Origin of the sequence: Shouchella phoenicis (genome assembly GCF_047238345.1) — a bacterium.
Lineage (GTDB): Bacteria > Bacillota > Bacilli > Bacillales > Bacillaceae_D > Shouchella.
Window position 1 is genome coordinate 726,685 of sequence record NZ_JBDFMQ010000001.1, and the last position, 25,605, is coordinate 752,289.

At 40.4% G+C, this 25,605-nt stretch carries 25 protein-coding genes; 15 read left to right on the plus strand and 10 right to left on the minus strand.

Annotated features, from left to right (window positions below):
- Positions 1–28: 28 nt before the first annotated feature.
- The gene (locus ABC361_RS04135; RefSeq protein WP_413072812.1) at positions 29–502 is read right to left on the minus strand and encodes a GNAT family N-acetyltransferase; all 474 of its coding nucleotides are present in this window, start codon (positions 500–502) and stop codon (positions 29–31) included.
- Between the two features lie 156 nt (positions 503–658).
- Here ABC361_RS04135 and ABC361_RS04140 point away from each other — a divergent pair, with 156 nt between their 5' ends.
- Both ABC361_RS04140 and ABC361_RS04145 read left to right on the plus strand, forming a co-directional pair.
- On the plus strand, positions 659–799 hold the full coding sequence (locus ABC361_RS04140) for a YpzI family protein (protein WP_099302389.1): 141 nt from the start codon (positions 659–661) through the stop codon (positions 797–799).
- A 170-nt stretch (positions 800–969) separates the two neighbouring features.
- Positions 970–1,152, plus strand: coding sequence for a hypothetical protein (locus ABC361_RS04145; protein WP_099302388.1), 183 nt, complete (start codon positions 970–972; stop codon positions 1,150–1,152).
- Positions 1,153–1,373: 221 nt separating this feature from the next.
- Here ABC361_RS04145 and ABC361_RS04150 read toward each other — a convergent pair whose 3' ends face one another.
- The 4 genes from ABC361_RS04150 to ABC361_RS04165 form a co-directional block, all read right to left on the minus strand.
- Positions 1,374–2,222 (minus strand): 3D domain-containing protein, encoded by an 849-nt coding sequence (locus ABC361_RS04150; protein WP_413072813.1) that lies wholly within the window; start codon positions 2,220–2,222, stop codon positions 1,374–1,376.
- 359 nt (positions 2,223–2,581) lie between these two features.
- Positions 2,582–2,833 carry a hypothetical protein gene (locus ABC361_RS04155; protein ID WP_413072814.1) on the minus strand — a complete coding sequence of 84 codons (252 nt, stop codon included), beginning with the start codon at positions 2,831–2,833 and terminating at the stop codon, positions 2,582–2,584.
- Positions 2,834–2,990: 157 nt separating this feature from the next.
- The gene (locus tag ABC361_RS04160) at positions 2,991–3,695 is read right to left on the minus strand and encodes a DUF554 domain-containing protein (RefSeq protein WP_413072815.1); all 705 of its coding nucleotides are present in this window, start codon (positions 3,693–3,695) and stop codon (positions 2,991–2,993) included.
- A gap of 252 nt (positions 3,696–3,947) precedes the next feature.
- Positions 3,948–4,595, minus strand: coding sequence for a TetR/AcrR family transcriptional regulator (locus ABC361_RS04165; RefSeq protein WP_413072816.1), 648 nt, complete (start codon positions 4,593–4,595; stop codon positions 3,948–3,950).
- Between the two features lie 128 nt (positions 4,596–4,723).
- Here ABC361_RS04165 and ABC361_RS04170 point away from each other — a divergent pair, with 128 nt between their 5' ends.
- From ABC361_RS04170 to ABC361_RS04180, 3 genes are all read left to right on the plus strand, one after another.
- Entirely contained in the window at positions 4,724–5,464 is a 741-nt protein-coding gene (locus ABC361_RS04170; RefSeq protein WP_413072817.1) for an SDR family NAD(P)-dependent oxidoreductase, read from the plus strand.
- A 256-nt stretch (positions 5,465–5,720) separates the two neighbouring features.
- Positions 5,721–6,389 (plus strand): DsbA family protein, encoded by a 669-nt coding sequence (locus ABC361_RS04175; RefSeq protein WP_413072818.1) that lies wholly within the window; start codon positions 5,721–5,723, stop codon positions 6,387–6,389.
- Entirely contained in the window at positions 6,386–6,799 is a 414-nt protein-coding gene (locus ABC361_RS04180; protein ID WP_413072819.1) for a disulfide oxidoreductase, read from the plus strand. Before ABC361_RS04175 ends, ABC361_RS04180 begins: the two co-directional genes overlap by 4 nt.
- 28 nt (positions 6,800–6,827) lie before the next feature.
- Here ABC361_RS04180 and ABC361_RS04185 read toward each other — a convergent pair whose 3' ends face one another.
- Positions 6,828–8,486: a ribulokinase gene (locus ABC361_RS04185; protein ID WP_413072820.1), complete on the minus strand. Its 1,659-nt coding sequence runs from the start codon at positions 8,484–8,486 to the stop codon at positions 6,828–6,830.
- Positions 8,487–8,658: 172 nt separating this feature from the next.
- Here ABC361_RS04185 and ABC361_RS04190 point away from each other — a divergent pair, with 172 nt between their 5' ends.
- The 8 genes from ABC361_RS04190 (at position 8,659) to ABC361_RS04225 (ending at position 17,205) form a co-directional block, all read left to right on the plus strand.
- Positions 8,659–9,738: an alcohol dehydrogenase catalytic domain-containing protein gene (locus tag ABC361_RS04190; RefSeq protein WP_413072821.1), complete on the plus strand. Its 1,080-nt coding sequence runs from the start codon at positions 8,659–8,661 to the stop codon at positions 9,736–9,738.
- A 63-nt stretch (positions 9,739–9,801) separates the two neighbouring features.
- The gene (locus tag ABC361_RS04195; RefSeq protein ID WP_413072822.1) at positions 9,802–11,055 is read left to right on the plus strand and encodes an MFS transporter; all 1,254 of its coding nucleotides are present in this window, start codon (positions 9,802–9,804) and stop codon (positions 11,053–11,055) included.
- A 43-nt stretch (positions 11,056–11,098) separates the two neighbouring features.
- Positions 11,099–11,881 (plus strand): DeoR/GlpR family DNA-binding transcription regulator, encoded by a 783-nt coding sequence (locus ABC361_RS04200; protein ID WP_413072823.1) that lies wholly within the window; start codon positions 11,099–11,101, stop codon positions 11,879–11,881.
- 329 nt (positions 11,882–12,210) lie between these two features.
- Positions 12,211–13,518 (plus strand): ABC transporter substrate-binding protein, encoded by a 1,308-nt coding sequence (locus ABC361_RS04205; protein WP_255224731.1) that lies wholly within the window; start codon positions 12,211–12,213, stop codon positions 13,516–13,518.
- Between the two features lie 98 nt (positions 13,519–13,616).
- Complete coding sequence (locus tag ABC361_RS04210; RefSeq protein ID WP_413072824.1) at positions 13,617–14,558, plus strand: carbohydrate ABC transporter permease; 942 nt, start codon at positions 13,617–13,619, stop codon at positions 14,556–14,558.
- Between the two features lie 11 nt (positions 14,559–14,569).
- A complete protein-coding gene (locus tag ABC361_RS04215) occupies positions 14,570–15,421 on the plus strand; it encodes a carbohydrate ABC transporter permease (RefSeq protein ID WP_413072825.1) in 852 nt (283 codons plus the stop codon).
- Between the two features lie 144 nt (positions 15,422–15,565).
- A complete protein-coding gene (locus tag ABC361_RS04220) occupies positions 15,566–16,180 on the plus strand; it encodes a YesL family protein (RefSeq protein ID WP_413072826.1) in 615 nt (204 codons plus the stop codon).
- Positions 16,181–16,200: 20 nt separating this feature from the next.
- Entirely contained in the window at positions 16,201–17,205 is a 1,005-nt protein-coding gene (locus ABC361_RS04225; RefSeq protein WP_413072827.1) for a LacI family DNA-binding transcriptional regulator, read from the plus strand.
- Between the two features lie 263 nt (positions 17,206–17,468).
- Here the strand turns inward: ABC361_RS04225 and ABC361_RS04230 are convergent, their stop codons facing one another.
- The 3 genes from ABC361_RS04230 to ABC361_RS04240 form a co-directional block, all read right to left on the minus strand.
- Complete coding sequence (locus ABC361_RS04230; protein ID WP_413072828.1) at positions 17,469–17,981, minus strand: type 1 glutamine amidotransferase domain-containing protein; 513 nt, start codon at positions 17,979–17,981, stop codon at positions 17,469–17,471.
- 55 nt (positions 17,982–18,036) lie between these two features.
- Positions 18,037–19,455 (minus strand): sodium/glutamate symporter, encoded by a 1,419-nt coding sequence (locus ABC361_RS04235; RefSeq protein ID WP_413072829.1) that lies wholly within the window; start codon positions 19,453–19,455, stop codon positions 18,037–18,039.
- Between the two features lie 214 nt (positions 19,456–19,669).
- On the minus strand, positions 19,670–21,487 hold the full coding sequence (locus ABC361_RS04240) for a GNAT family N-acetyltransferase (protein WP_413072830.1): 1,818 nt from the start codon (positions 21,485–21,487) through the stop codon (positions 19,670–19,672).
- Positions 21,488–21,687: 200 nt separating this feature from the next.
- On the opposite strand from ABC361_RS04240, the gene glcD reads away from it, so the two are divergent.
- Entirely contained in the window at positions 21,688–23,109 is a 1,422-nt protein-coding gene (gene glcD / locus ABC361_RS04245) for a glycolate oxidase subunit GlcD (RefSeq protein WP_413072831.1), read from the plus strand.
- On the plus strand, positions 23,106–24,464 hold the full coding sequence (locus ABC361_RS04250; protein WP_413072832.1) for a (Fe-S)-binding protein: 1,359 nt from the start codon (positions 23,106–23,108) through the stop codon (positions 24,462–24,464). The genes glcD and ABC361_RS04250 overlap by 4 nt, the downstream gene beginning before the upstream one ends.
- Before the next feature lie 12 nt (positions 24,465–24,476).
- On the opposite strand, the gene ABC361_RS04255 is transcribed toward ABC361_RS04250, so the two are convergent.
- Positions 24,477–25,592 carry a CdaR family transcriptional regulator gene (locus ABC361_RS04255; RefSeq protein WP_413072833.1) on the minus strand — a complete coding sequence of 372 codons (1,116 nt, stop codon included), beginning with the start codon at positions 25,590–25,592 and terminating at the stop codon, positions 24,477–24,479.
- Positions 25,593–25,605: the final 13 nt, after the last annotated feature.

Consider the following 25,605-nt stretch of genomic DNA (forward strand, 5'->3'; position numbering starts at 1 on the left):
ACACCCTAGGTATAAAACTAGGGTGTTTTTATGTAATCATACAGCTCATAACCATTTGTTCGCCAATACGACCAACACGTCTTTCTCCGGTATCAAAAAAGCCTGATTTCGTATAAAGGTTTTGAGCAGGTATGTTCTTCTTGTTAACCGCTAGAACCATTTCATTTTTATCTGGGAAGTGGGTCTGAATATAAGTAGAAACGAGATCCATTGCTTGATTCGCATAACCTTTACCTTGCTCACATTGATTAACGGTGAGAGTTGTCAGCAACATTGCCTGAGGATTGGATGAATATTCTTGGACGCGCTCTGTTTCATGAAGTAAGAAGAAGCCTACTGGTTGATCGGTGGCATCTGTGATAACAATACGATGCTGACCTGGTTCAATCGTACGTAAATATGTATTTGGTAAAGCAGAAAATTGAATTTGCTCAGGTGGAAGTTGGAAAGCTTGTAAAGCAGCATCATACTTGGAGTGATAAGGCACTAAGTTTATTGTCATAACAATCCCCTTTAAGAACATTTGTTCTTATTGTAATAGAACCATTGGATTGAAGCAAGTATTTTGTATGTTGTTGGAACTAAAAAGATTTGCGCATGATTCACGTGTATAAGAACGGCTTGTTTTATTATCCTACTATTGAGGAGGTGAGTGAACATGGGTAGAGATCGTCAAGAGAAGAAATTAAAAGAAAGTGGTCGTGTGGAGTCTGATCGAGACGTTGGTTTACGCTATAAGGGAGCAACAAAGATGTCAGGTCCTGAAGAAGCAAGAAGGTTAAATGACGGTCATAAGTAGGAAAAATGCATGCAATCATCAACTTGGTTGCATGTTCTTGTTTAAATAGCTAGATAATCGGGTATAAATAATATTTGTTTTTAAAATATACTGTCATTTTATCCGTTTATGTGTCACAATAGGAGTACAGCAATATTTTCGGCTGAATCATTGTAGGGAGGTCCCGAACATTGTATAAAATTATACGAATGTTGAACGGGGCAACAGAGACCCTTAAAGACACGAACAGCCAACTAGATAAGGTATTTATTGATCCTGTTGCCGCGCAATCATTGGCAAGCAAACTGAACAACCATCTTTACAAAAATGCTGAACGCTGGAAAGTCACAACCATTAATGGCGTTGATTATTAAGATAGAGAAGCGATCACGAAGAGCTGTGGTTGCTTTTTTTTGTGCGTAAATAGAAGAAAGGTGATGTTTTGAACTTGAGCGTTCGGGAGTTATTGTAGAAAAGGGCATGAAATTTACCAACAGATTGGAGATCATAAACATCCATATGATGATCCGGCTTTCATTCAATCGAAGTTTAAACAAAACAAAAGCTAGCCAAGGCGGCTAGCTTTTCATGTTACTTATTCATATACGTGGATCGTTAGGTTTTGACGACCGAAGTTAAGAGCATCTTGTTGTTCAGGCATGAATAGGTCAATTTTGTTACCTGTGATTGCGCCACCGATGTCTCCAGCAATTGCTTCGCCGTAACCTTCAACGTATACAGTGCTTCCTAGAGGGATTACGCTAGGGTCAACTGCAATTACTTTTTGATTTGGGTTCTCTCTCAAGTCAATGCCTGTATAAGTTACACCTGAGCATCCTTCACAAAAAGCTGTGTACGCTGTCGCTTCTACGTTCATTGTTGTTGCACCTTCAGATTGTGTAGGCTCTGAGCTACTAGACTCTGTTGACTCGCTTGAGCTAGAAGGTTGGCTCGCTTCTGAGCTGCTAGACTCTGTTGACTCGCTTGAGCTAGAAGGTTGGCTCGCTTCTGAGCTGCTAGACTCTGTTGACTCGCTTGAGCTAGAAGGTTGGCTCGCTTCTGAACTAGTAGACTCTGTTGACTCATTAGAGCTAGAAGATGGGCTTGCCTCTGAACTACCAGATTCGTTTGATGAACTTGTAGATTCAGTAGATTCGTTTGAGCTTTGGTTATTTGAAGACTCTTGAGGTGCTGAGTCGTTAGATTGAATTTCACCTTTCACTTGACCTTGTTCGCCTTCACCAGGCATTGTTAACTGTTGGCCAATGAAAATTAAATTCTTATCATAAATCTCTGGGTTTAATTCAACGATATTTTGAACTTCTGTCTGATGTTGATTTGCTATATCACTAAGTGTGTCTCCGCTTTTGACTTCATATGCAAATGCTGGAGTAGCAACAAGTACAGATCCTAGGACGGCTAATGATGAAACTAATTTTTTCATACTGTAAAACTCCCCTTATAATTTAGTATTCATCCCCCATAAAATGGAACTATGAAAATGTGTAAGATGAGTCGTTCTTGGTTTGAATTCCATTTTTGTGCGGGATGTCTCTCGCAAGTCCAAACTATACAGAACAAAGAGAGACCTTTCAACCCATAAACAAGGAAGTAATCAACTTGTAAAATGACTGTAATCCGCATAGGTAAAGCGATCGATGAGTAAACTGGGGAAAATGTACTAGCGATCACTTGTTCAGCTTATTCGACAAATGGTGATATTACACGGATGTTACAAAGAAAAAGTCTATAAAAGTGTTCATTTCGGGTATAAGAATAGGTAGGCCAGTAGTAATAAGATGGTTAGACTGAGGAAAAATTAGTTGATATCCATGCTAGAAGAGAGCTAATTGTTAGCACACGAATCGTTGCTAACAAGAATGCGTCTGTACGTATGTAGGTGATTACGAAATAGGTGAAAAGGATAAAAATCATCGGCACGGTGTACATGAAAACCGTAGAATCGATCGTAATCGGTATAGCAATAAGGCTAATCGTTAATAGATAGAAATAGGAAATAAAGATGGGGATCGTTAAAAGACATGCGTGAATCACGTATTCCTCTCCTTGTCCAGTAGGTTCGCTATCTCTACTATTAACGTAACGTTTCGAAAATAAACATACGTTCTTCTTTTAAATCGTGAGAACGGCTCATTAGTAGAGCACATTCGAAGTGGATTTAAATAAGAAAATCCACTATCGAGTGCATGTCTTACATTAAAAAGCTTTGAAATGCTACGACGAGACCTACAACAATCAAAAGGCTTGGAAGTAAGTTCGCAATCTTAACATCAATGACATTTAAGAGGTTAAGACCAATGGCAAGAATTAAAATTCCACCGATGCACGTGATTTCTGCAATCACAAGATCCATTAATACATCTGGAACAAACCGATCAATTTGGTTTGCTAATAGGGTGATGCTCGCTTGGTAAAGAAAAACGGGTATCGCGGCAAATAATACGCCAATTCCTAACGTTGAAGAGATAATTAATGCGGAAAAACCATCAATAGAAGACTTTGTAAACAATAAACTATGATCTCCTCGTAATGCTGCTTCAAGCGGACCGAGAATTGCTAGTGCTCCAGTGGCAAATATAAGTGTAGAACTCACAAAAGCTTGTGCCACATTACCTTGACTATTCTTTCCAAGTCGCTTGCCTAGCCAGCCGCCAAGTTGATTTAGCCGGTCATCAATTCGTAACCAGCCCCCAACAAGTGCACCGCTCGTTAAGCTAATAATGATAATTAAAAAATTCTGCCCTGTAACTGCCATTTGCATGCCGATAACAATTAAGGCAAGTGATAAAGCCTGCATGACAAGCTTTCGTATATCTTCGGGTACATTCCGTATGCGTACACCGATTAATGAAGCAACAGCAATGGCTGCTGCATTAATAATTGTGCCTAATAACATCTTACGCCTCATTCCATCCTGCATTTCACTCAGAAACAATGCTTCATTATAGCAAATTCATTTAGCATGTTAAAGTACTTCGGAATGCTAAAGAGTATTCAGTTTATTGCATGGGACAAATTGGCGTCGTTCGGTTTGCAGGATAAAAACAAACAGCTGTCAGAAAGAGAATCAATATAGTGATAACGAAAAAAAGGAGAAACCATTCCCAAAAAGACATCTTATACCACTTGTCTCGCCGATATGGTTTTCTCAAGAGTGGTTCCCTTTCACATATAAAAGCAACATCTCCTTCAAGCGCTGTTGTTGGCGGTGCGGCGCTATGTCCTCTTCTAAATAGGTAATTGGTGATTTAAGCGTAATGTTGCTTCCGAACGTCCCATAACTGTTAATCGCGGTAATAATGGTTTCTTTGACTGGGATATCGGATCGAAAGGATTTATCTCGAACACCTTCATCCACGAGATGTAATACAAGATCGGCTACCCGTTTCTGAGTATCAATATAGTCTTGAATTGTGTCTAATGGTTCTTGGGAGAACGATGCATAGCTTTCAAAGGCTTCCCTAAAAACCGCACTCTTACTTAACGTATCACTTGAATCAATCGTTAATAGATCAAAAAGCTTGATAAGTCGATCGTAAGCGGGAATGTCTTCGTAAACGATTTCAAAAAAAGATGATACGTGTTTTTCTAGGTTATGACTCGCTACAGCTACAATTAAGCGATCTTTTTTAGGGAAATAGCGGAACAGTGTGGCGATCCCAATTTCTTCTTTATCTGCTACGTCTTGCATTTGTACTTGGTCTAAACCGTGTTCTAGAAAAAGCATTTCTGCCGTTTGAATAATGGACTGGTAGCGACGTGTTTTATTATCTGAGCGTTTGGTGGATTCAGGCATAAAGACTCCTTTTTGACACATGATAAATTGAGTGTATAACAGAAAGCGTTTGCAAGAAAATCATATTTCAATTATAATCATATTATGATAGTCTAACTATCATAATTAATATTAGGAGGCTTTTTCAAATGAGATTAAAAAATAAAGTTGCATTTATTACAGGTGCAGGTAGTGGAATGGGCGAAGTTGAAGCGCTTCGTTTTGCAGAAGAAGGTGCAGTTGTTATTGCAACAGACATTAATGAAGAAGCTGTTAATTCGGTTGTTTCAAAAATAAAAGAAGCTGGTGGACAAGCACAAGCTTATAAACATAACGTTGCGTCTAAAGAAGACTGGGCGGCAATCATGGGTAATGTAAAGAACCAATACGGGAAGCTAGACATTCTCGTTAACAATGCAGGAATTTCGCTTGCAACACCATTTGAAGAACAGACAGCGGATGATTGGGCACGCGTATACGGTATTAACATCAATGGTGTCATGTATGGCATGCAGGAAGCTCTTCCTTTAATGGAGGAAAACGGAGGATCGATTGTAAACATTTCATCGATATCTGCTCTAACAGGAATGGCAGGGGCAGGGGCATACACAGCTTCAAAAGGGGCGGTACGTTCAATGACAAAAGCGGCAGCCGTTGATTATGGGAAGAAAAACATTCGCGTGAATTCTGTACACCCTGGTTACATCGTTACGCCGATGAGTGCTCCTTCCATGGAACAATATAAAGAGTATTTCTTAACTCAAGTGGCTTTACCCAATCTGGGAAATGCAGAAGAAGTGGCAAATGCCGTGTTATTCCTAGCTTCAGATGAGGCGAGTCATATTACTGGAATTGAGCTGCCAGTTGATGGTGGCGTTACAGCAAAATAACTGCCTTAACAAAAGCCGATGTGGTCATGTTTATTTTAGAATCAGGAGTGCCGCTAACAATGCAGGTGGACAAATTTTATAACTGAACGAAAAACCACTTTAGAGGTGTTTCCTTTAAAGTGGTTTTTTATCATGAAAAGTCATAAAATGTTCAGAAAATAAGCGGGATCTTGCTATAGGTTTCATAGAGAATAATGATAGTAGGGTCTTGAACTTTATAAATCTTGATTAAATGGTAAACAAGGAGTGTCTTGTGATGCGAAATAAATGGTTAGTAGTAGGTACGTTAGCCATTGTTATTGTTCTAACAGTGGTCGTTTTGATAAGCAATTCATCAAATGTTGACGAGGATGTGGCGATTGAATATGATGCGCCTCCTAATATAGAAGGTCAGCCTACTTTAGGAAATGCGGAAGCACCTGTTAAGGTTGTCGCTTTTGGAGATTACAAATGTCCATCATGTAAGGCTTGGGACGAAACGGTTTTTCCCGAACTAAAAGAAACCTATATTGATGAGGGAATCGTGGAATTTGTTCACGTTAATACTCCCTTTCATGGTGAAGAGTCAATGTTAGCTGCACAAGCAAGTGAGTCGATTTGGAGTCAGAATCAAGAGGCTTTCTGGACATTCCATGAGGAGATTTATCAAAACCAGCCTGAAACACAGCAGCACGATGAGCAATGGGTAACGGAAGAGACACTTCTAGAAATTGCTTCTTCAATAGATGAGAACATTGATTTAGAAAATCTAGAGCAAGACTTACAGCAGCAGGCATTTCAAGAAGAAATTGGTGAAGATCTTGATTTAGTCGAACAGTTCGAGGTTGCACAAACACCGACCATTATGGTAAATCAGTATAAACTAACGAATCCTTTTGATTATGAACAAATGGTTGCACTAATTGAACAGGAGAACGGCGAATGAAAGCGGAACAAAGGAACAATCTATTCTTATATCTTGCTTGGGTAGTCTCTCTCACCGCAACATTAGGCAGTCTATATTTTAGTGAAATTAGAGGATATGTTCCGTGTGAAATGTGTTGGTATCAAAGGATATTAATGTATCCGTTAGCGGTTTTTCTTGGAATTGCTGCTTATGCTGGGGATGTATCAATCAGAAAATATGTCCTACCACTAAGCCTGATGGGCATGGTGGTGTCAGGCTATCATTACCTCATCCAAAAAGTCCCTAGTTTAGCGCCTCTTACCCCTTGTACAGAGGGTGTACCGTGTAATATCCAATACATAAACTGGTTTGGCTTCATATCCATCCCATTTTTAGCGTTACTGGCATTTAGTTTAATTACCATTCTGCTTTTCTTTCAAAAAAAATAAAGATCTTGAACGAAAAAGAGCCAAGTACTTACGTACTCGGCTCTTTTTGATGACATGAATGAAGGTCTTCCAATGCTTTTATTTGGAATTCGGCTAGTCGTTTGTACTGCGTATAAAGTTGATTGTATCGCTCAACGTCTTCGTTCTCGGGATAGATGATGACGTTTCCTGCGTCGCCCATCTTTTTTGACGCTTGCAGAACGGTCTCGTATCCCCCCTCAACCTTAGGAGCAGCTGCTGCTCCTAAGATGGCAGCACCAACGGCAGGAGCATGTGGTGTAGAGGAAATGTGAATAGCTTGATTAAGTACGCTAGCATAGACTTCCATAAGACGCCTGTTTTTTAAAGGTAGTCCACCTGCGGCAACAATTTTGTCGATCGTTAAACCGGCATCGCGGTAATTCTCAATAATCGAGCGTGCGCCAAATGCAGTTGCTTCCATAAGCGCGAGAAAAATTTCTTCAGATTTTGTTTGTAAGGTCAGTCCAAGCATGCTTCCTGAGGCATGTGGGAGGTTATGTGGCGAACGATTCCCGTTGTGCCAATCAAGGGCAAGTAAACCGGTGGAACCTGCTTTCACACCGCCTAATTTTTGTTCTAGGTAGGCAAGAATCGGCAATTGTTCTTGCTGAGCTTGTTTGGCGATGTTCTCGGGAACCATTTGATCGACAAATGCTGCAAATAAATCGCCCACGGCTGATTGACCTGCTTCGTATGCATGCATATCTTTAACAATTCCATTTTTAACAGACCCAGATATTCCTGGAACCTCAACGGACTCTTGATCTACCAAAAGGTGACAAGTGGATGTCCCCATTACCATGACTAATGTACGAGGATCAACTGAGCCAGTGCCTAATACAGCAGCATGAGCGTCAATCATTCCCACTGCTACAGCGGTGCCAGGGCGGAGTTGTAGCAATTTAGCATAGTCTGTAGTTAATTCACCAGCTTTGTCACCAACTTGCGCGACAGTACCCGACAATTTCGTTTGTGGCAACATAGCAAGTAAAGAGCTGCACGAATCAAAAAATGCTTGTGGAAATCCGTTATCTTCATCCCAAAATGCTTTGAAGCCAGCACTGCAGTTACTTCTAACAAGGTTACCTGTTAAGACAAAGCTAATCCAATCAATGGCTTCAACAAAATATGTCGCTTCTTCATAGAGTGCAAAATCTTCTTCAGCTACTTCCAATATTTTCGGAACCATCCACTCACAGGAAATGGACTCCCCATAGTTTTTAAGAAAATGAAATGGTCCTTGATCATAAACCAGCTGCATATGTTCTGCTTGTTTCATCGCGCCATGGTGTTTCCAAAGTTTCGCGAATGCATGAGGGTTATTTTTCCATTTATCTTTGAAGCATAAAGGGGTGCCGTCTTTATCGGTTGGAATGACGGTGGAAGAAGTAAAGTCTACTCCAATTCCAATGACTTGCTCTTTAAGGATATTCCCCTTAACTAATGCACTTGGAATAGATGTATGAAGAACATCTAAATAGTCCTGAGGGTGCTGAAGTGCATAGTTGTTAGGAAGAGACTCCCCGTTTGGTAGTGCCTTATCAAGCACCCCGTGTTTATAAGTAGTAATATCTTCGGATATGATGACACCTGTTGACGAGTCGCAAATGACAACTCTTCCAGATGCGGTTCCAAAGTCTACTCCAATTGTATAGGTAGCAGGCATGTGATCACCTCGAATAAATGAATGCGTTTACAGTATAGGGATAGTTTAACCCTTATACAAAAGAAAATCAAGGATAATGAACATAAATGAACAATTGACAAACATTATTAAGCGATATTATATTTAAATCAAACATATTCAAACATTAGTGAACAACAAGTGGGGGATTAAGATGATTGAAAAAGAGACGATTCTATCGAAAACATATCGACTGACTGAGCCTTGGAAGATTGGGATAGAAGCAATAGAACGTGAGTTAAAGGAAGGGGATGTGCTCGTTCAACCGACGTTGGCAAGTATTTGCCACGCTGATCTACGTTATTATACAGGGCAGAGAAGACCAGAAGCATTGCAAAAAAAATTGCCAATGGCGTTACTCCATGAAAGCATAGGCACTGTAATAAAAAGCAGACATAACGATCGGCAAGTAGGCGATCGAGTCGTCATTGTACCGAATGTACCAGGTAGTCTATTGGAGAGAAGAGATGTGCATGATGTAACGGCTTCCTATAACGAAGAAAACTATAGTAGAGATAATGTCTTCCTTGGAAGCGGATACGATGGGGCCGCGCAAGAACATCTAGTGTTACCGGCTGCATGTACAGTCGTAGTGCCGAATGACGTTCCAGATGAAATTGCGGTTCTTGCTGAGCTGTGCACGGTTTCCAATCAAGCGATTCAACGTGCTGGCATAACTGGAGATCAAGAGCATGTGGCTGTTTTCGGAGATGGGCCGGTTGGATTTATTACCGCTGCTTTGCTTCATTACGTTTATGGCGTTTCTTCTGAGCGACTTCACGCTTTTGGAGCGGTAGAAGAAAAAATTGCTTCGTTTACTTTTGCGAAGCGTCATCTTGTTCAATCGTATGATTTTTCAAAAGAGCCTCTAGTGGATGCTGTATTTGAGTGTACAGGTGGTCGTTTTTCAGAGAGTGCGGCAAATCAAGCAATTGACCTTGTGAAAAGAGAGGGAAATGTCGTGTTAATGGGTGTGACAGAAGATAAAGTGCCGCTAAATACGCGAGATATCCTTGAGAAAGGTATCCGTTTAGTTGGGAGCAGTCGCAGTTCTGTTGGGGATTTTCAAACGGTTGTGGAAGGCTTGCGAAACAAAGACTTCCAACATGCCTTATCTGCCCTTGTGCCAGACGAATTTCATACCATTACATGTGCTGATGATCTAATGAACGCGTTAAATGAAACTGCGGCTCATAAAGCATGGAAAAAAACATTCGTAACATTTACATGGTAAACAGAGAGCACTCTCTGTTTATCTTATAAATGATATCGCTTACAAATAGTGGAGGTAAAAAATATGTCAATCGTACAAAGCCCATCCGCTTTAGGAAAAATTGGAATCCCACCGCATCTGTTTTGGGGATATGTAGGTGTTCTCATTTTTATGATGGGAGATGGACTTGAAATTGGATGGTTAAGTCCTTTTTTAGTTGAAGAAGGGTTTACAGTTCAACAAACATCGATGTTGTTTTCTGCTTATGGTCTCACCATTGCCTTATCATCGTGGTTTTCTGGTGTGTTTGTTGAAGCGTTTGGGCCAAAACGGACAATGTTCGCTGGATTCATTCTTTATGTCTTAGCAACTATAGGATTTATCACTTTGGGCATTAGTCAAATGAATTATTCGATGATGCTTGCGTTTTATGCCTTAAGAGGATTTGGCTACCCGTTATTTGCATATTCATTCCTTGTTTGGGTGACGTATCGAACACCTGCGAATGATTTAGGGAAAGCTGTTGGCTGGTTCTGGTTTGTTTTTACAGGTGGCTTAAATGTATTAGGCGCTTACTTTTCAGTATGGTCAATTAATACACTTGGTTATATCGGTACACTATGGACAGCATTATTATGGGTATCGATTGGTGCTATCTTTGCGCTCATTATTAATCGTGATGTGCTCGTAAGAAAAAGTGATGCAAGTGCGAAAGGAAAAGCAAAGGAATTGTTAAAAGGGCTTACCATTGTGAAACGAGAGCCAAAAGTAGCCTTAGGCGGTGTTGTAAGGATGATTAATACAACGTCCCAATTTGCATTTCCAGTTTTTTTACCGTTATATCTAGCATCTTATGGCATCCCAACATCTTCTTGGTTAACCATCTGGGGCGCGATCTTTCTCAGTAACATTGTCTTTAATCTTGTTGCAGGTTTTATAGGAGATAAGATTGGCTGGCAAAATACGATCATTTGGTTTGGTGGAGTGGGTGCAGGGGTTACAACCTTATTGTTATTCTACGCACCTCAGCTATTTGATGGAAACTTAATCGTTATCACTATTATAGGAATGTTATGGGGCGCATCTTTATCCGCGTATGTTCCTTTATCAGCGCTCGTACCTTCTTTAGTAAAAGGGGACAAAGGAGCAGCGATGTCTATCTTGAACTTAGGCGCCGGATTACCGGTATTTGTAGGTCCAGCAATTGTCGGGCTGTTTATTGGACTTGTTGGTGATGTGGGTGTCATGTGGATTCTTGCCTTGCTACATTTTGCTAGTTCTATCATAACAAAGTTTATTACATTGCCAGATAAAATAAGTGAACAAGAAATTGCTTGACGTTTTAAAAAAACGATAAGTCAGGTAGAATGAGAGAAAACGTGTGAAAGTAGGGATTGCGATGTTGGCGATTGAAAGGAAGCGCCATATTCTTGAATATGTAAAACAGCATCAACTGGCTTCCGTATCTGAATTAGCGGTCGTGTGTAATGTCCACCAAGCAACGATTCGGCGTGATTTAAATGAACTAGAAGATGAAGGGTTACTGCAGCGAACCCACGGTGGGGTGATGGGCGCTCGTGACAATATTTCGTCTGAGCCTAGTTTTTCTGAGCGTGAACAAAAGCATCGTGAAGAAAAAGAACGAATTGGTAAACAAGCTGCTGCATATGTAGAAGATGGTGATACAATTCTTATAGACTCGGGTACGACCACATTTCAAATGGTGCCGCATTTACTGCAAAGAAAACAGCTAACAGTCGTAACAAACGACATTAACATCGCTGCTGCTTTCCGTCATGCTCATTCAATCAAAACGTTTGTGACTGGCGGTGTGCTATTCCACGATAGCTATATGTTAAATGGAACCTATACCGATGACATGTTGGCGAAGCTACATGTTCAAAAAGCATTCATTGGTACGCCTGCCATTCATCCTGAATTCGGGATTATGCATTTTGACGATTACTTAGTTTCTGCAAAGAAAAAAATGATTGATGCAGTCGAACAAGTTATGGTACTAGCAGATCATACGAAAATGGATCAGCTCTCCATGCATGAAGTGGCACCTTTAACTTCTGTACAAAAAGTAATAACAGGGACTGACTTGGATGAGCGTGTAAAGCATGCATTTGAAGAGAAGGGTGTTTCAGTAGATCTAGTTTAAGTGATAAAATCAAAAGAAAAAAGCACATAAAGCAATGTTCGTTGTTGCTATGTGCTTTTTTGAATGCTCAATAAGAAATTCACACAATTAGAAAAAAGATATTGCTAAAAAGAAATGAGCCATATATAATAATTTACGAAAGCGGTTTCGGGAAGCGTTTTCTTAAATTTGTTCCTTTTCTATTTAGTTCCACCGTTGTTAGCAGAAAGTATTAAAAGACAGACCGTTATTGAAAGCGCTTTATTTTAAGGCATTTCTCGAAAGCGCTTTATGTTTAGAGAAGTGTGGTAAAAAACGTACGATAAACATTCATTAAGGGGGAAGATGCAATGACAAAATGGTTGAAATTTGGTGCTGTTCCACTTTTATCTGTATCTTTATTAGCTGCATGTGGTGGTTCAGATGGTGAAAATGGTGGTAGTAGTGAAGGGGTAGAAAGCGAAACAACAAGTGAAACAATTGGGTCCGGTGAAATCGAGCTCGTGTTTTGGGAGTTTGGCAACACCGGCTATGATAAATTAATTGAAGAATATGTAGAAGAAAATCCAGACATCTCCATTAATCTACAGAATAGTGACATGAACGATATGCATGATAATTTATTTACATCCATATCGGCTGATACAGGAGCACCAGATATTGCCTTAGTAGAAGAAGCGCAAATTGAGCGCTATCGTACAGCTGAAGATTCATTTAATAACCTCTATGATTTAGGCGCTGGTGATGTGCAAGAGGATTTCCTTGATTGGGTTTGGCATAACGGTGAAAATGCAGATGGCGATTTTGTATTCGGATTGCCGACGGATATTGGACCTACCGTCATGTTTTATCGAACGGATGTATTTGAAGAAGCAGGATTCGATTCTTCTCCAGAAGCGGTATCAGAGTTAATTCCTACTTGGGATGCTTATGAAGAAGTCGCATTGCAAATTTATGAAGAGACAGGCAAACTGATGACAGACGCTGGTGAACTAATCTATAATGCTCGTCGTGACCAAGCGTCGGAGCAGTATTTCAATACAGATGAAGAATTGATTATGGATGATCATCCGGAAATTCGTGAAGCGTATGATTACACAGCAGACTTCTTTGACCAAGATTTAGCTGGTGATATTCCACTTTGGACACCAGAATGGTTCGCGGGAATGGATGATGGTTCGTATGCAACGATGCTTGCGCCAGCTTGGATGCAAGGTGTTATTAAAGATAACAGTCCTGAAGAAGGGATCTGGTCGATTACGACAATGCCTGAAGGGGCAGGAAACTGGGGTGGCTCATTCTTAACGATTCCAAGTGAAACTGAGCATGCTGAAGAAGCGTATGATTTCATCTCATGGCTAACTGCTCCTGAACAGCAGTTAAAATCATTCCAAGATTATGGGCTGTTCCCATCAACGCCAGCTGTTTATGAAATGCCAGAGTTTATTGATTATGAAGATCCATACTTTGGTGGAATTCCAACTGCACAAGTATTCTCTGAAGCAGCCCAGCAAGTTATCCCAGTTTATAAAGGGAGAAACTATTATGCAGTGGATGATGTCATGAAAGAAGCGATTGATAATGTGTCTGCAGGCGATGACCGAGATGAGGAATGGGAAGCTTCTCTTGATACAATTGATCGAATCTTAGCGCGGTAATTTATCTCGATTTATTTAGGAGGATGGCTCTCTTGCGGGCGAGTCATTCTTTTTTTATAGGAACATTATGCGCAACATATACGTGAGGAGGTCACACGTTGAAGACATCTCAAGCAACACAATCCGCTCCCAGAAACCGTCCAAAAGGGAATCGAGAAAAAAGACGTACAGCATTATCTGCCTATTTCTTTGTCTCACCTTTTTTCCTCTTATTTTTAATTTTTGGTCTTTTCCCGATGTTGTTTAGTTTTTATTTAGCGTTTTTTAGATGGGATGGGCTAGGGGAAATGACATATGTTGGCCTAGCCAACTTTGAATTTATCTTTAATGATCCTGTTTTTTATTCGTCTATTTTAAATACGTTTATTATTGGTCTATTAGGAACACTCCCACAGATTGTGTTTGCGATTTTAATTGCATTTGCACTTAATTCTGCCTTAATTAAGTTTCGCAATACGTTTCGGACAATTATTTTCTTACCTTACATTACGTCGGTTGTAGCAGTTGCGATTATTTTTGGAGTCGTATTTAATAATCAGCCGTTTGGTTTTGTGAACTACATATTAAGTTTGTTTGAAGTTGATCCAATTAGATGGAATGCGGAATATTGGCCAGTGAAAATTGCGATTGCGACGATGGTGTTTTGGCGTTGGGTCGGTTACAACACAATTATTTTCTTGGCAGGGATGCAAAGTATTCCAAAAGAATTGTATGAAGCAGCGAAAATTGATGGTGCTACCATTAGCCAGCAAATTCGTCTTGTCACACTGCCAATGTTAAAGCCGATTACATTATTTGTTGTGTTTACAGCAACAATCGGAAGTCTACAGTTGTTTACGGAGCCGCTAATCTTCCTTGGTCGTAATTTACGAGAAGAAGGGATTACCATGGTTGCTTACTTGTGGAGAGATGCATTTGTCTACAATTCCTTTGGCACAGCGTCTGCAGCTGCCATTGCATTGTTCTTCATTATCATTGTTCTAACGGTGATCAATTTGCTCATTACAAGTCGATTGGGACGCTCAAAAAAAGTTGGTTAGGGGGCTAAACGATGAGTAAAGAAAAACATACTGGAAGAAGGACGTTTTCATTGAAGAAGCTTTTTGTTTATCTTTTTTTAATTGCTGGTTCGTTGGCGTCCCTTTTCCCATTTTATTATATGTTTGTGATGGCAACACGAGTAAATCGAGAAATTAACCAAGTACCACCTCCGTTTACACCTGGAGCGGACTTAGTCTCGAACTTTCAAAAGGTGCTCAATAACATAGATTTCTTCGGAGCCATGTGGAATAGCTTTTTCGTTGCGACAGCGGTAACCCTTGGTACGCTCTTATTGTGCTCTCTTGCAGGATATACCTTTGCAAAGCTTGAATTTAAAGGGAAAACCATCCTGTTTACGGCCATATTGATTACGATGATGGTGCCGCCACAGCTCGGGCTTATTCCACAATATTATATTATTACAACCCTCGGCTGGTTGAATGATTTTCGTGCCATTATCATCCCTGGTTTAATCAACGCCTTTGGTATCTTCTGGATGAGGCAATATATTAAGGAAGCTGTTCCTTTTGAAATTATTGAAGCTGCAAGAATTGATGGATGCTCACATTTTCGAACGTATTGGAATATCGTTGTGCCGACCGTATTACCTGCATTTGCCACGCTCGGTATTATTGTGTTTATGACCGTCTGGAATGATTTCCTCTGGCCGTTAGTCGTGCTAAGAGATCCATCCATGCATACCCTTCAAGTCGCGCTGCGTTCATTAAATGATGCAAGACAGCTCGATTACGGAATGTTAATGTCAGGAACATTTTGGGCAACAGTTCCATTACTAATCGTCTTCCTATTATTTAATCGCTTGTTCATTCAAAGTTTGTCAGAAGGCGCTGTAAAAAGTTAAACAATAGGATGGCTTAAAAAGACAATAGAAGAGAATCTTCATGAGTGAGAAAGTGTCATTCATAAAGATTCTCTGTAAATGAGATAGAAACGTATACATGTAGAATGAACATAGGGAAAACATCTGTTTAATTGAGGTGGAAATGTGTCGAATATCTTTATGAAACTAGCAGAACTTATCTATAAATTCGTCGTGCTTAATTTGCTATGGGGCGTATTCGTTGTGCTTGGGCTAGGTGTCTTTGGCGTGATGCCTGCAACGGTAGCGTTGTTTCGCATTATAAGAGAATGGAACAATGGTAGAGAAGAGATTCCGTTAGTTCGTAGTTTTTGGGTTTATTATAAAGAGTCGTTTGTGAAAGCAAACCTATATGGTGCAATGTTTTTTGTGATGTTTTATATTATATATGTGAACGTACGGTTTGTTTCTTTCTTTTATGATGAGTCCATCCACTTCTTTCTATATATCATCATGTTTGCTGTTGGCTCGATTATCATCATGACGTTTCTAAACTTATTTTCTGTGATGGCACATTTTGATCATAAGATGTTTCAGTATTTGAAGTTAGCATTTGGGATGGTTTTTGCACACCCCTTTAAATCATTTATGCAGTTATTTTGGGTCGCTGCATATGTATTAGTAGCGATTTACTATCCAAAAGCCTTTCTTTTTATTGGTGTAAGCGTGTTTGCTTACGTCATTATGAGTATAAATTACGCGACTTTTAATCAATATAAAAAAGAGATTCCTGCCCCGTAAAAAGGTGGAGAGGAGCAGAGATGATTACGATTTACGACATAGCAAAAAAAACCGGTTTTTCAATCAGTACGGTATCAAAAGTGTTAAATAAACGCGCAGACGTAAGCGAAAAAACAAAGAAAATTATTAATGCAGCTGTTGAAGAATTAGGGTATTTTCCAAGTTCTAGTGCCAGGTCGTTATCAACAAAAAAATCTTGGACAATTGGAGTTGTTTTTGTTGAAGATGCAGGAAATGGCCTCGAGCATCCTTTTTTTAACGCAGTTATTGAAAATTTTAAAAAGGTTGTTGAAATTGAAGGCTATGATCTCTTATTTGCTTCAAGAAAAATCGGCAAAGAGAAACGCTCTTATTTAGATCATTTTATGTACCGAGGAGTAGATGGTGTTGCCGTTGTTTGTTCTAGCGATACACCAGAAATTCAAAAGCTAATTGAATCTGACATCCCGTCCGTCGTGATTGATTTAGATACGCGTGGCGTTAGTGTTGTTTATAGCGATAACTGTTTTGGAAGTGAACTTGCTGTGAATCACCTCGTTTCCCTTGGTCATCGTCACATTGCTCATATTTCTGGACATCAGAGGCTTTATGTTGGGGTGGAACGATTAGAAGGCTATAAGCAAACGATGGCAAAACATAACTTATCTATTAATGATGCATACATTGTAGACGGTGGCTATTTCACATATGAAGGTGGAAAGCGTGCGATGAATCAATTGCTAGAGCTGAAAAGTATTCCATCAGCTGTATATGTAGCTGGTGATTTAATGGCGGTAGGCGCCATTTCAGCCATTCATGAAGCGGGATTACGTGTGCCAGAAGATGTATCCATCATTGGATTTGATGACATTCAGATCGCTCAATATTTAAACCCTGCTTTAACAACGGTTCGTCAAGATACTGCGTTAATTGGCAAGACCGCAGCAAACTTAATGATGGATCAAATGGCGAATAAGAAAAAGCAACACATGGCAGTGAAAATTCCAGTCTCACTTATTGTAAGAGATTCCTGTAAAAGCGTGTAATCACGGATTAACAGGAATCTCTTTTTTTAATGATTTGGTGTATAGCGAACCCATTCGTATTGCGCGCTTGTTTCCTCACCTGTGTATCGGCCTGCCCACTCGTCAATGCCGTAGATGCTCATTAAGGTTGTTTTCAATATACTCATCCTCTCAAAAAGGTTTAATCATCCTTGATCAGTGTACGAAAACGAAAAGGGACTTATGTGTAAATCTGACAATAAAAAATCCCTACAACAAATCCGTTGTAGGGAACATCACATCGTTTACAATTTATCGAGTAAATTAAGTGCTTCTTTATTGAAAGCCGGTAAGTCGTCGGGAACACGGCTCGTTACTAAGTTACGTGATACAACCACTTCTCTGTCGACCACGCTTGCGCCAGCGTTCTCTAAATCTTTACGAACAGAGACGAAGCTCGTCATTTCGTGCCCTTTTAGTAAGTCTGTATCAACAAGAAACTGTGGCCCGTGACAGATCGCAAACACTGGTTTTTCTTCTTTCATGAAATGAGCGGCGAATTCAGCGTTTTTGGCGTCAATTCGTAATAAATCTGGAGAAAAGCCTCCTGGAACGAGCAACGCATCAAAGTCTTCTGGCTTTACATCTTTTACATGTTTATCTGTTTTAAACGTTTCGCCGTTTTTCCCCGTAATCTTATTATCGTCGTTGGAGTTTAATAATGTCACGGTATGCCCAGCTTCCTCATAAGCACGAGCAGGATCTGTTAATTCAATTTCTTCTACCATGTCTGTAACAAGTACTGCTATTTTTGCCATCTTGTATCACTCCTTGTACTCATTGTTTACCCGATTGATTTTGAGAGAAACATCTTTATTTAGGGTCCTTATCTTCAACTTTCATTTTTCCTGTGTGGAAGACACCTAGGCACCAGAAGGCAATCATCAAGACAGTAGCGACAATAAGAACAGGCACGGGACCAAACTGAATAATAAACGGTATCGATGCTGCTGTGACGAGCCCTCCACCTACGAGGGGTTCAAATAAGATTTGTTTATACCCGAATGCATCCAATGCAGGTGATTTGTTTTCAGGATCAACAATGCGCATGAGCATAATGCCGGTTGCCGCAACACCCATCCCTTGACCAAAATCCCCAATTCCTCGTTCAAACCAGTAGTTGGGGATCATTTTTGGTCCTAACCATAAGAAGAAAACAATGTTACTAATAATACCAGCTGCAGCTAACAGAATAAACGGCACGATGTTGTCGCCAATGACAGTTAATGATAGAGAGGCAATGGCGCTAATAATTAGGATATCTAAAGCCAATCCTTGAATGCGAGAAATGGTTTTTCGGTCTACTAATTTCCGCTTATCAAACTTTGCTAAGAATAACTGAAGGATAATCCCCCCAATCATAGCCATTGGGAATAGTGGGACATATTCAAATAAATAGATGTCATATGCTTGCCCATATGTGACGTCTTCTAACCAGACGAATCCTTCAAGGAGGAGGTAGCCTATAAAGATCGCAATGGCAATAAAGCCAACATGTAAAGCTAATGGTTCAATTGAAACCGGCGACGTTGTTTGAATGCCTGATGCTTCTCGTTTTTGCTCAGCTACGACACCGCTTTTTTGATCGACGGAAATGTCATTAGGGTGTTGTAACGTTCTTGATTTTCCTTTACGAGCAGCCCAGTTTACTAAGATCATTCCAATTACTACACCGGAAAGCATACCAACTGTAGCTAACCCAATCGCTAAGTCGTATCCCTCTTCAAAGCCAATGTCTTCAAATGTACCTGATAAACCAGCTGCTGTACCGTGACCACCGACAAAGCTAATTTCAATCAATGCCCCTGCGGCAGGGCTAAGACCAAACAACGGTGTAATAATGGTAATAGCTAATAAAATACCGATGACATAGTGTGCCCACGACATCGTGTAGCCTAACGCTACTTGCGGTCCACCTGTTTGCCAAATTTCCTTCGGTTTCGGTAATACAAAACCGATAAACAAGGAAGCGAATACAACGTTAATTAATAAACCTGGAAGTTCTCCCCAAATCTCAACGATGTTATTGGTAAAAAGACCGCCGTCTCCGAGGAAGTCACCGCCAAAGCGGCCAATGACCTCAGGTCCAAGAAGTAACGCAACGAAGCCACCAATTAATGAGCTTGGTAAAAAAAGACCTTGAAATAAAGGTACTTTTAAACGAATCCATTTTCCAATTGCGAGCATCATCGCAATAATAATAATGGCCATCCCAATAACTTCAAGACTCATAAACATAACTCCTATCCAGTTGAATGTTGAAGCGAATCTCTCTTTTTATAGCGACATCATGTGCAAATAGGAGAATCGTTCGAATCGTAATCTAATTACGTTTTTTACCCTAGAAAGAATGGAAGAAAACCTTTTTAGTCAAATTGGGTGATTTTGGGTATTTATGACCGTAAAAAAGACAACGCGTCTGATTTTAATGCGCTGTCTTCCATCATTACTGTTTAAGCGAATAAGCGTGAAGTGTATGTGTTGTGGCAAAGCCTACGGATTTATATAGTTGGATGGTTCTTTTCTCTTTTGCAGAGACAGTCAATTCAAGCTTTGAAAGGTTGTATTCGTCAAATAATAAGGTAATCGCATGCTGAAGGATGGCCTTCCCAATTCCTTTGCCACGTTCACTCTCTTTAACCGCAATGTATTCAATATTCCCTTCTTCATGATCAGGGTTTGCTTCTATAAATGCGTAGCCACAAACACGCTCATTGTCTTTATAAACGAGTAAACGCCTCTTATGATTTAGACGTTGTAGAATGGTGTCGCTATTGTAGTAAGTTGTAGGAAAAGCTTCATCATGGATTGAAGCAAATGCGTGTTTATCATGTTCATTGTATACATGGACTTTCTTGTTAAAGGCAGCGTGATAATCATCACGATGGAGTGTCATGGCAACATGCGTCCCGGTTTGACTGGCACCTAGGTTAGAAAGGAAAGTGTGGGTCGATGTATTCTCTTTATTAATGAAAAAGTCATACGTAACACCTCGTTTCTTTTTAGGATGGCCATGCCAAAGTTGAATAGCGAGTAATTCATTCTCATGTATATGTAGAAACGGCCCCCAGACATAAGCCTCTTCTTCGTCAAAATCAAAAAACAAAATGCCAACAACCTGATCATCTTTAGATGCTATAAGCGCTTCTGAGAATGGGATAGCCTCTTCATTTAATGAATGCTCAATTTCAGTAGCTTCCGATCCGCAATAGCCAATATGTGCTTCAACAGGTCGATTCAAGCTTTCTAGATGTTGTGCCAATGTATCAGCGCTTTTTGCCCATTGTATCGACAGGGTCGGCTCTGCTACGATAAATGCCATCGTTTGAACGGCATTCCTCTCAAAAGCTGAAGGAAGTTGTTCCTGTGGTTGAATGGCTGCTATAAGAGCACCAATTACTGGCGAAAGACTAGGTGTTATAAATACGTATTGATCTTTTTGCTTACTAAGTGCAGATTGAATAAGAGACAAGAAAATGGCATTGTGTTCAAAAAGACCTCCTGTTAAGACAACGGGAATAACGTCTTGAAACGTAGCTTTTTTTGTAAGTTTAATGAGATTACGAGCGATTGCTTTTGCTTCATTTGCCATGATCATTGTGGCAGTAGAATCTTTTTGTTCGTAAGCCTTAAACACAAGCGGGCTAAGTTGGGCAACTGAGTGATGCCCATTTTCCTTGTAAATAACAGGAATAACATCTGAAATAGAAGAAGCATTAAAATGGTTTGTAATGAGGGAATGAAGAATGCTAGGGTTGTCATCCTCGTCTAAGGTGGCGCGTAAAGCTGCTCTGCCAATGGAAAAACCACTACCTTCATCACCGAGCAAATAGCCCCAGCCCCCGACACGATGTTCGAGGTGTCTATCGTCAAGGGCATAACTAACAGAGCCGGTTCCGGAGATTTGGATGATTCCTTGATTGCCGAGTGTACCGGAATATAGGGCTGCAAGTGCATCATGATTGACAACAAGTGTACATTCTTTAGGTAAAAGGGGCATTAATGCTTGTGAGATTGTTTGTTGATAGAGAAGTTGACTAGCTCCTGATATTCCACAATAAACAGATTGCACGTGTTCATAAGCAGGGGTATGTTGAGCTCTTAATTGATGGAGCAATTGTTGTAACCGTGAGATGCTCGTATCTAAACCAACCCGATTCGGATTAGTTGCATGAATTGTTTGATAAGCGAGAATGTGCCCATCTGAAGTGCCAATAACGCCTGTTGTGCTCGTGCCACCGCCATCAATTCCGATAAAATACATAGGTATCATCCTTTCTAGCTCTAATCATAGCTGAAGAAAAGAGGAATTGCCACACTTAACAGATAATTCTAATTTAAGGATCGGTCGTTGTGTGTTTGACTAATTTAAAGGTAATGAAATCCATTTATTTTGTATGATTCACTATAGGCATCCACATGCAATCACGCTAGGATATAGATAATAAATCATGGAAGGGATGAATGAATGTGATTACGAAGCAAATGAAAGAAGCATTTGTTCAGATCGTTGGGAAGGAAAATTATCAAGATTCACCAGCAAGCAAATTGGTTTATTCATTTGATGCAACGCCTGAATTCCAAGCAATGCCTGATGCAGTCGTATCACCGAGAACAAAAGAAGAACTAGCACGTGTAGTGAAAGTCTGTCATACATACGGGATTCCAATTGTACCAAGAGGGGCAGGTACGAATTTAAGTGCTGGTACAACGCCTTTAGCTGGAGGGATCGTTCTTCTATTTAAACATCTAGATCGTATTATTGAGCTTGATGAAGCGAATTTAACGGTTACCGTTCAGCCAGGAGTCAACACTTTGGAGCTCATTCAATATGTTGAAGACCGAGGCTTGTTTTATCCACCAGATCCTAGCTCGATGAAAATCTCACAAATTGGCGGAAACATTAGTGAAAATTCTGGAGGGTTACGAGGGTTAAAATACGGCGTTACGAGGGATTATGTCCTCGGGCTTGAGATTGTTTTAGCAGATGGAGAGATCATTCGAACAGGTGGAAAACTGGCTAAAGATGTAGCAGGTTATGATTTAACCTCGCTAATGGTTGGTTCTGAAGGAACATTGGGAGTTGTTACAGAAGCCATCCTTAAGCTCGTCCCTAAGCCAGAAACGATTAAAACGGCGCTGGCTTTATTTGAGGATATGGACGAGGCAGCAAGAGCTGTTTCCAAAATTATCGCCAATCGAGTCATACCAGCGACGCTTGAGTTTTTAGATCGACCAACTCTTCAAGTCGTAGAAGAGTATTCACAAATTGGTCTACCGACAGATGTAGAAGCGGTCTTACTCATAGAGCAGGATGGGGTCTATGATCAAGTCATACAAGATATGGAGAAGATTGTTGCCATATGCAAAGAAGAAGGAGCGCGTTCTGTAAGCTTGGCGCAATCAGCTGAAGAGGCTGACCAACTGAGAACAGCTCGTCGTTCTGCTCTATCTGCGCTTGCACGCTTAAAACCAACAACAATATTAGAGGATGCAACGGTCCCCCGTTCAGAAATTGCAACAATGGTAAAAAAAATAAATGAAATCGCGCTAAAACATCGTGTGCAAATTTGCACATTCGGTCATGCAGGTGATGGTAACCTTCATCCGACTTGTCTAACCGATGCTAGAGATAAAGAAGAAATGGAACGAGTAGAATTCGCCTTGGAGGAAATTTTTACGGCGGCGATAGAATTAGGTGGAACGATAACAGGGGAACATGGGGTTGGCGCAATGAAAGCACCTTATTTGCACATGAAGCTAGGTGCAGAAGGAATTGCGGTTATGGAGGCCATTAAGAAGGGACTCGATCCAAAAAACATCATGAATCCAAATAAACTATTTGCAAAATCAAATCGAAAGCGAGTGGTGGTGGGGGTAGAATGAACCAACAAGTGAAAGACCGTGTGCAAGAAGGATTTAAAGAGCGAATGGACTACGATGAACTTTTGAATTGTATGCGTTGTGGGTTTTGCCTACCTTCTTGTCCGACTTATATTGAATCTGGCAAAAATGAGCTTCATTCTCCTCGTGGACGAATTGCATTAATGAAAGGTGTTGTTGACGGGGATATTGAACCAGACGAGGAAGTGAAACGCTCGCTTGATATGTGTTTAGGGTGCCGAGCTTGTGAACCTGTTTGTCCATCTGGAGTGAAATACGGTCACTTATTAGAAGAAGCGAGAGATATTATCTATCAAGAAGAGAAGCAATCTTTACCAGTAAAAGGCTTACGTCACCTTGTCTTTGCACAACTTTTTCCATATCAGCAGCGTATGGTTGGGTTAATGGGGCTTGTTCGTTTTTATCAACAAACAGGCGTGCAGTCCTTTACCCGAAAGCTGGGCGTCTTAAAAGCATTTCCAGAAACGATGCAAATAATGGAGCATGTATTGCCTCCTATTCCTAAGCGAAAAGACATCAAGAATCGTCCGACTCAGTTAAAGAGCTTGCACAAGACAAGAAAGAAACAAGTCGCTTTTTTTAGTGGATGCCTGATGGATACTGTCTTTATGCAAACGAATGAAGCGACGAAAAAGCTCTTGCAATATGCAGGGTGTGACATTGTGATTCCAAAAACGCAAGCGTGTTGTGGCGCTTTGCATGGACATAGTGGTGAAAAGGAGCGCGCTAAAGAAATGGCGAAGCGCAACATTATTGCATTTGAAGAAGCTAGCGTCGATTACATTATTACCAATGCAGGTGGGTGTGGGGCATTTCTTGTTGATTACGACCATCTTTTAAAAGCAGAACCAGAGTGGGCACAACGAGCACAAGCTTTTACGGCGAAAATTAAAGATGTAACGGCGATTTTAGTAGAGCTGGACTTCCATAAACAGCCGCTCCAGTTAGATGATGAGATCGTGACGTATCAAGATTCGTGCCACTTACGTAATGGACAAAAAACCTTTAAAGAGCCACGCCTGTTGCTACAATCCATCCAAGGAGCTACTTATGTAGAAATGAATAATGCGGATCGGTGCTGTGGATCAGCTGGGATTTATAATATGCTTGAACCTAAGATGTCTATGCAAATCTTGGATTATAAAATGACCCAAACGAAGCAAACGAAGGCGCAAACAATTGTTACGGCTAACCCAGGGTGCTTGTTACAAATGATGGTCGGAATTGAGAAGCATGGTGATCCAGAAACAATGCGGGCTGTCCATATTGTAGATCTTTTGTTAGAGGCTGTTGAAAACGCTCGAGACCGACAAGAAAAAGGGTCCGTTCATCGATAGAAAGGCACCTTTTTACTGTTCATCCAGAAAGACAAGAGCGAGATAGGCGATTGTCATTCCTTTAGGTGTTCTCACGTTTATGCCCATTCGCTCGCTTATTTGTTGCAAACGATAATGCAAAGTATTTGTATGAATATGTAGGGAGGCTGCTGTTTCTTTGATCGATTGATCAGAGTTTATGTAGCCTCTTAATGTGTGAAGTAAAGCCTCGTCGCTAACGAAAGAACCAATTGTACGGTCAACGTAAGCTTGTTTTGTTTTAAGTGTCGTTTCGTCAGTAATCATCTCTAATAAGAGTGAATCGTAAAAGACAACGTGTTGCTTCTTTTTTGCGACATTTAGTGCTTTTTCCGCTTCGTCATAACTTTTTTTTATGTGTTGCTGAGCGAGGCTATGGCTAATGCCAATCGCACATGTTGCTGTTGGGTATCGCTCAGTAAATGCCTGCTGAATCATTTTCCAGTTTTTTGATCGGCTGCGTTCTCGCTGATCTCCTTCTTTCATTAAAAATAGGAATTGATTTTTCCCCCACCTTATAAAGAAATCTTCTTTCATAGGAAGTAGCTGCATACGTAACCAATCATTTGCGTACAAATGAACAGGTTCATCTGTAGAAATTGACACGTCGATTTTAATGACTGTATAGGGTGTTTCAATCGAGATCCCGAGAACGTGTCCCCGTTGAATAAACCTTTTTTCTAGTAAATCTCCAGATGAAATCCATTCAGATACGAATGCTTCAACACCGCGCGACTGCCACTCCATTTGCTCTCTGTGGTACGTTTCATTGATAAGCAATTCCGTCATTTTCAGAAGGAGATCTGCAAATGGTTCGATGAGACGAGGCTTACCAGTAACACCAATGACGCCAATTAATTGGTGTTGAAAGGTAATGGGTAAGTTGATGCCATGTCTTGTCCCAGGTAATTGATGTTGATTGGCTTCAGTAATGTAAAGTTTTTTTCGTGTTTTAAAAACGTGTGCTGCACCTGCATGAAAGTGGCCAATCCGTTCTGTTTCTGTAGAAGCAATAATGGTTGAAGTCTCATCCACAATAATGAAATCCTCATCTAACACGTGTTTTACTTCTGATATTAGTTTATGAGCAAGACCTGGTAAAAGGCGCATGGCGTCCTCCTCC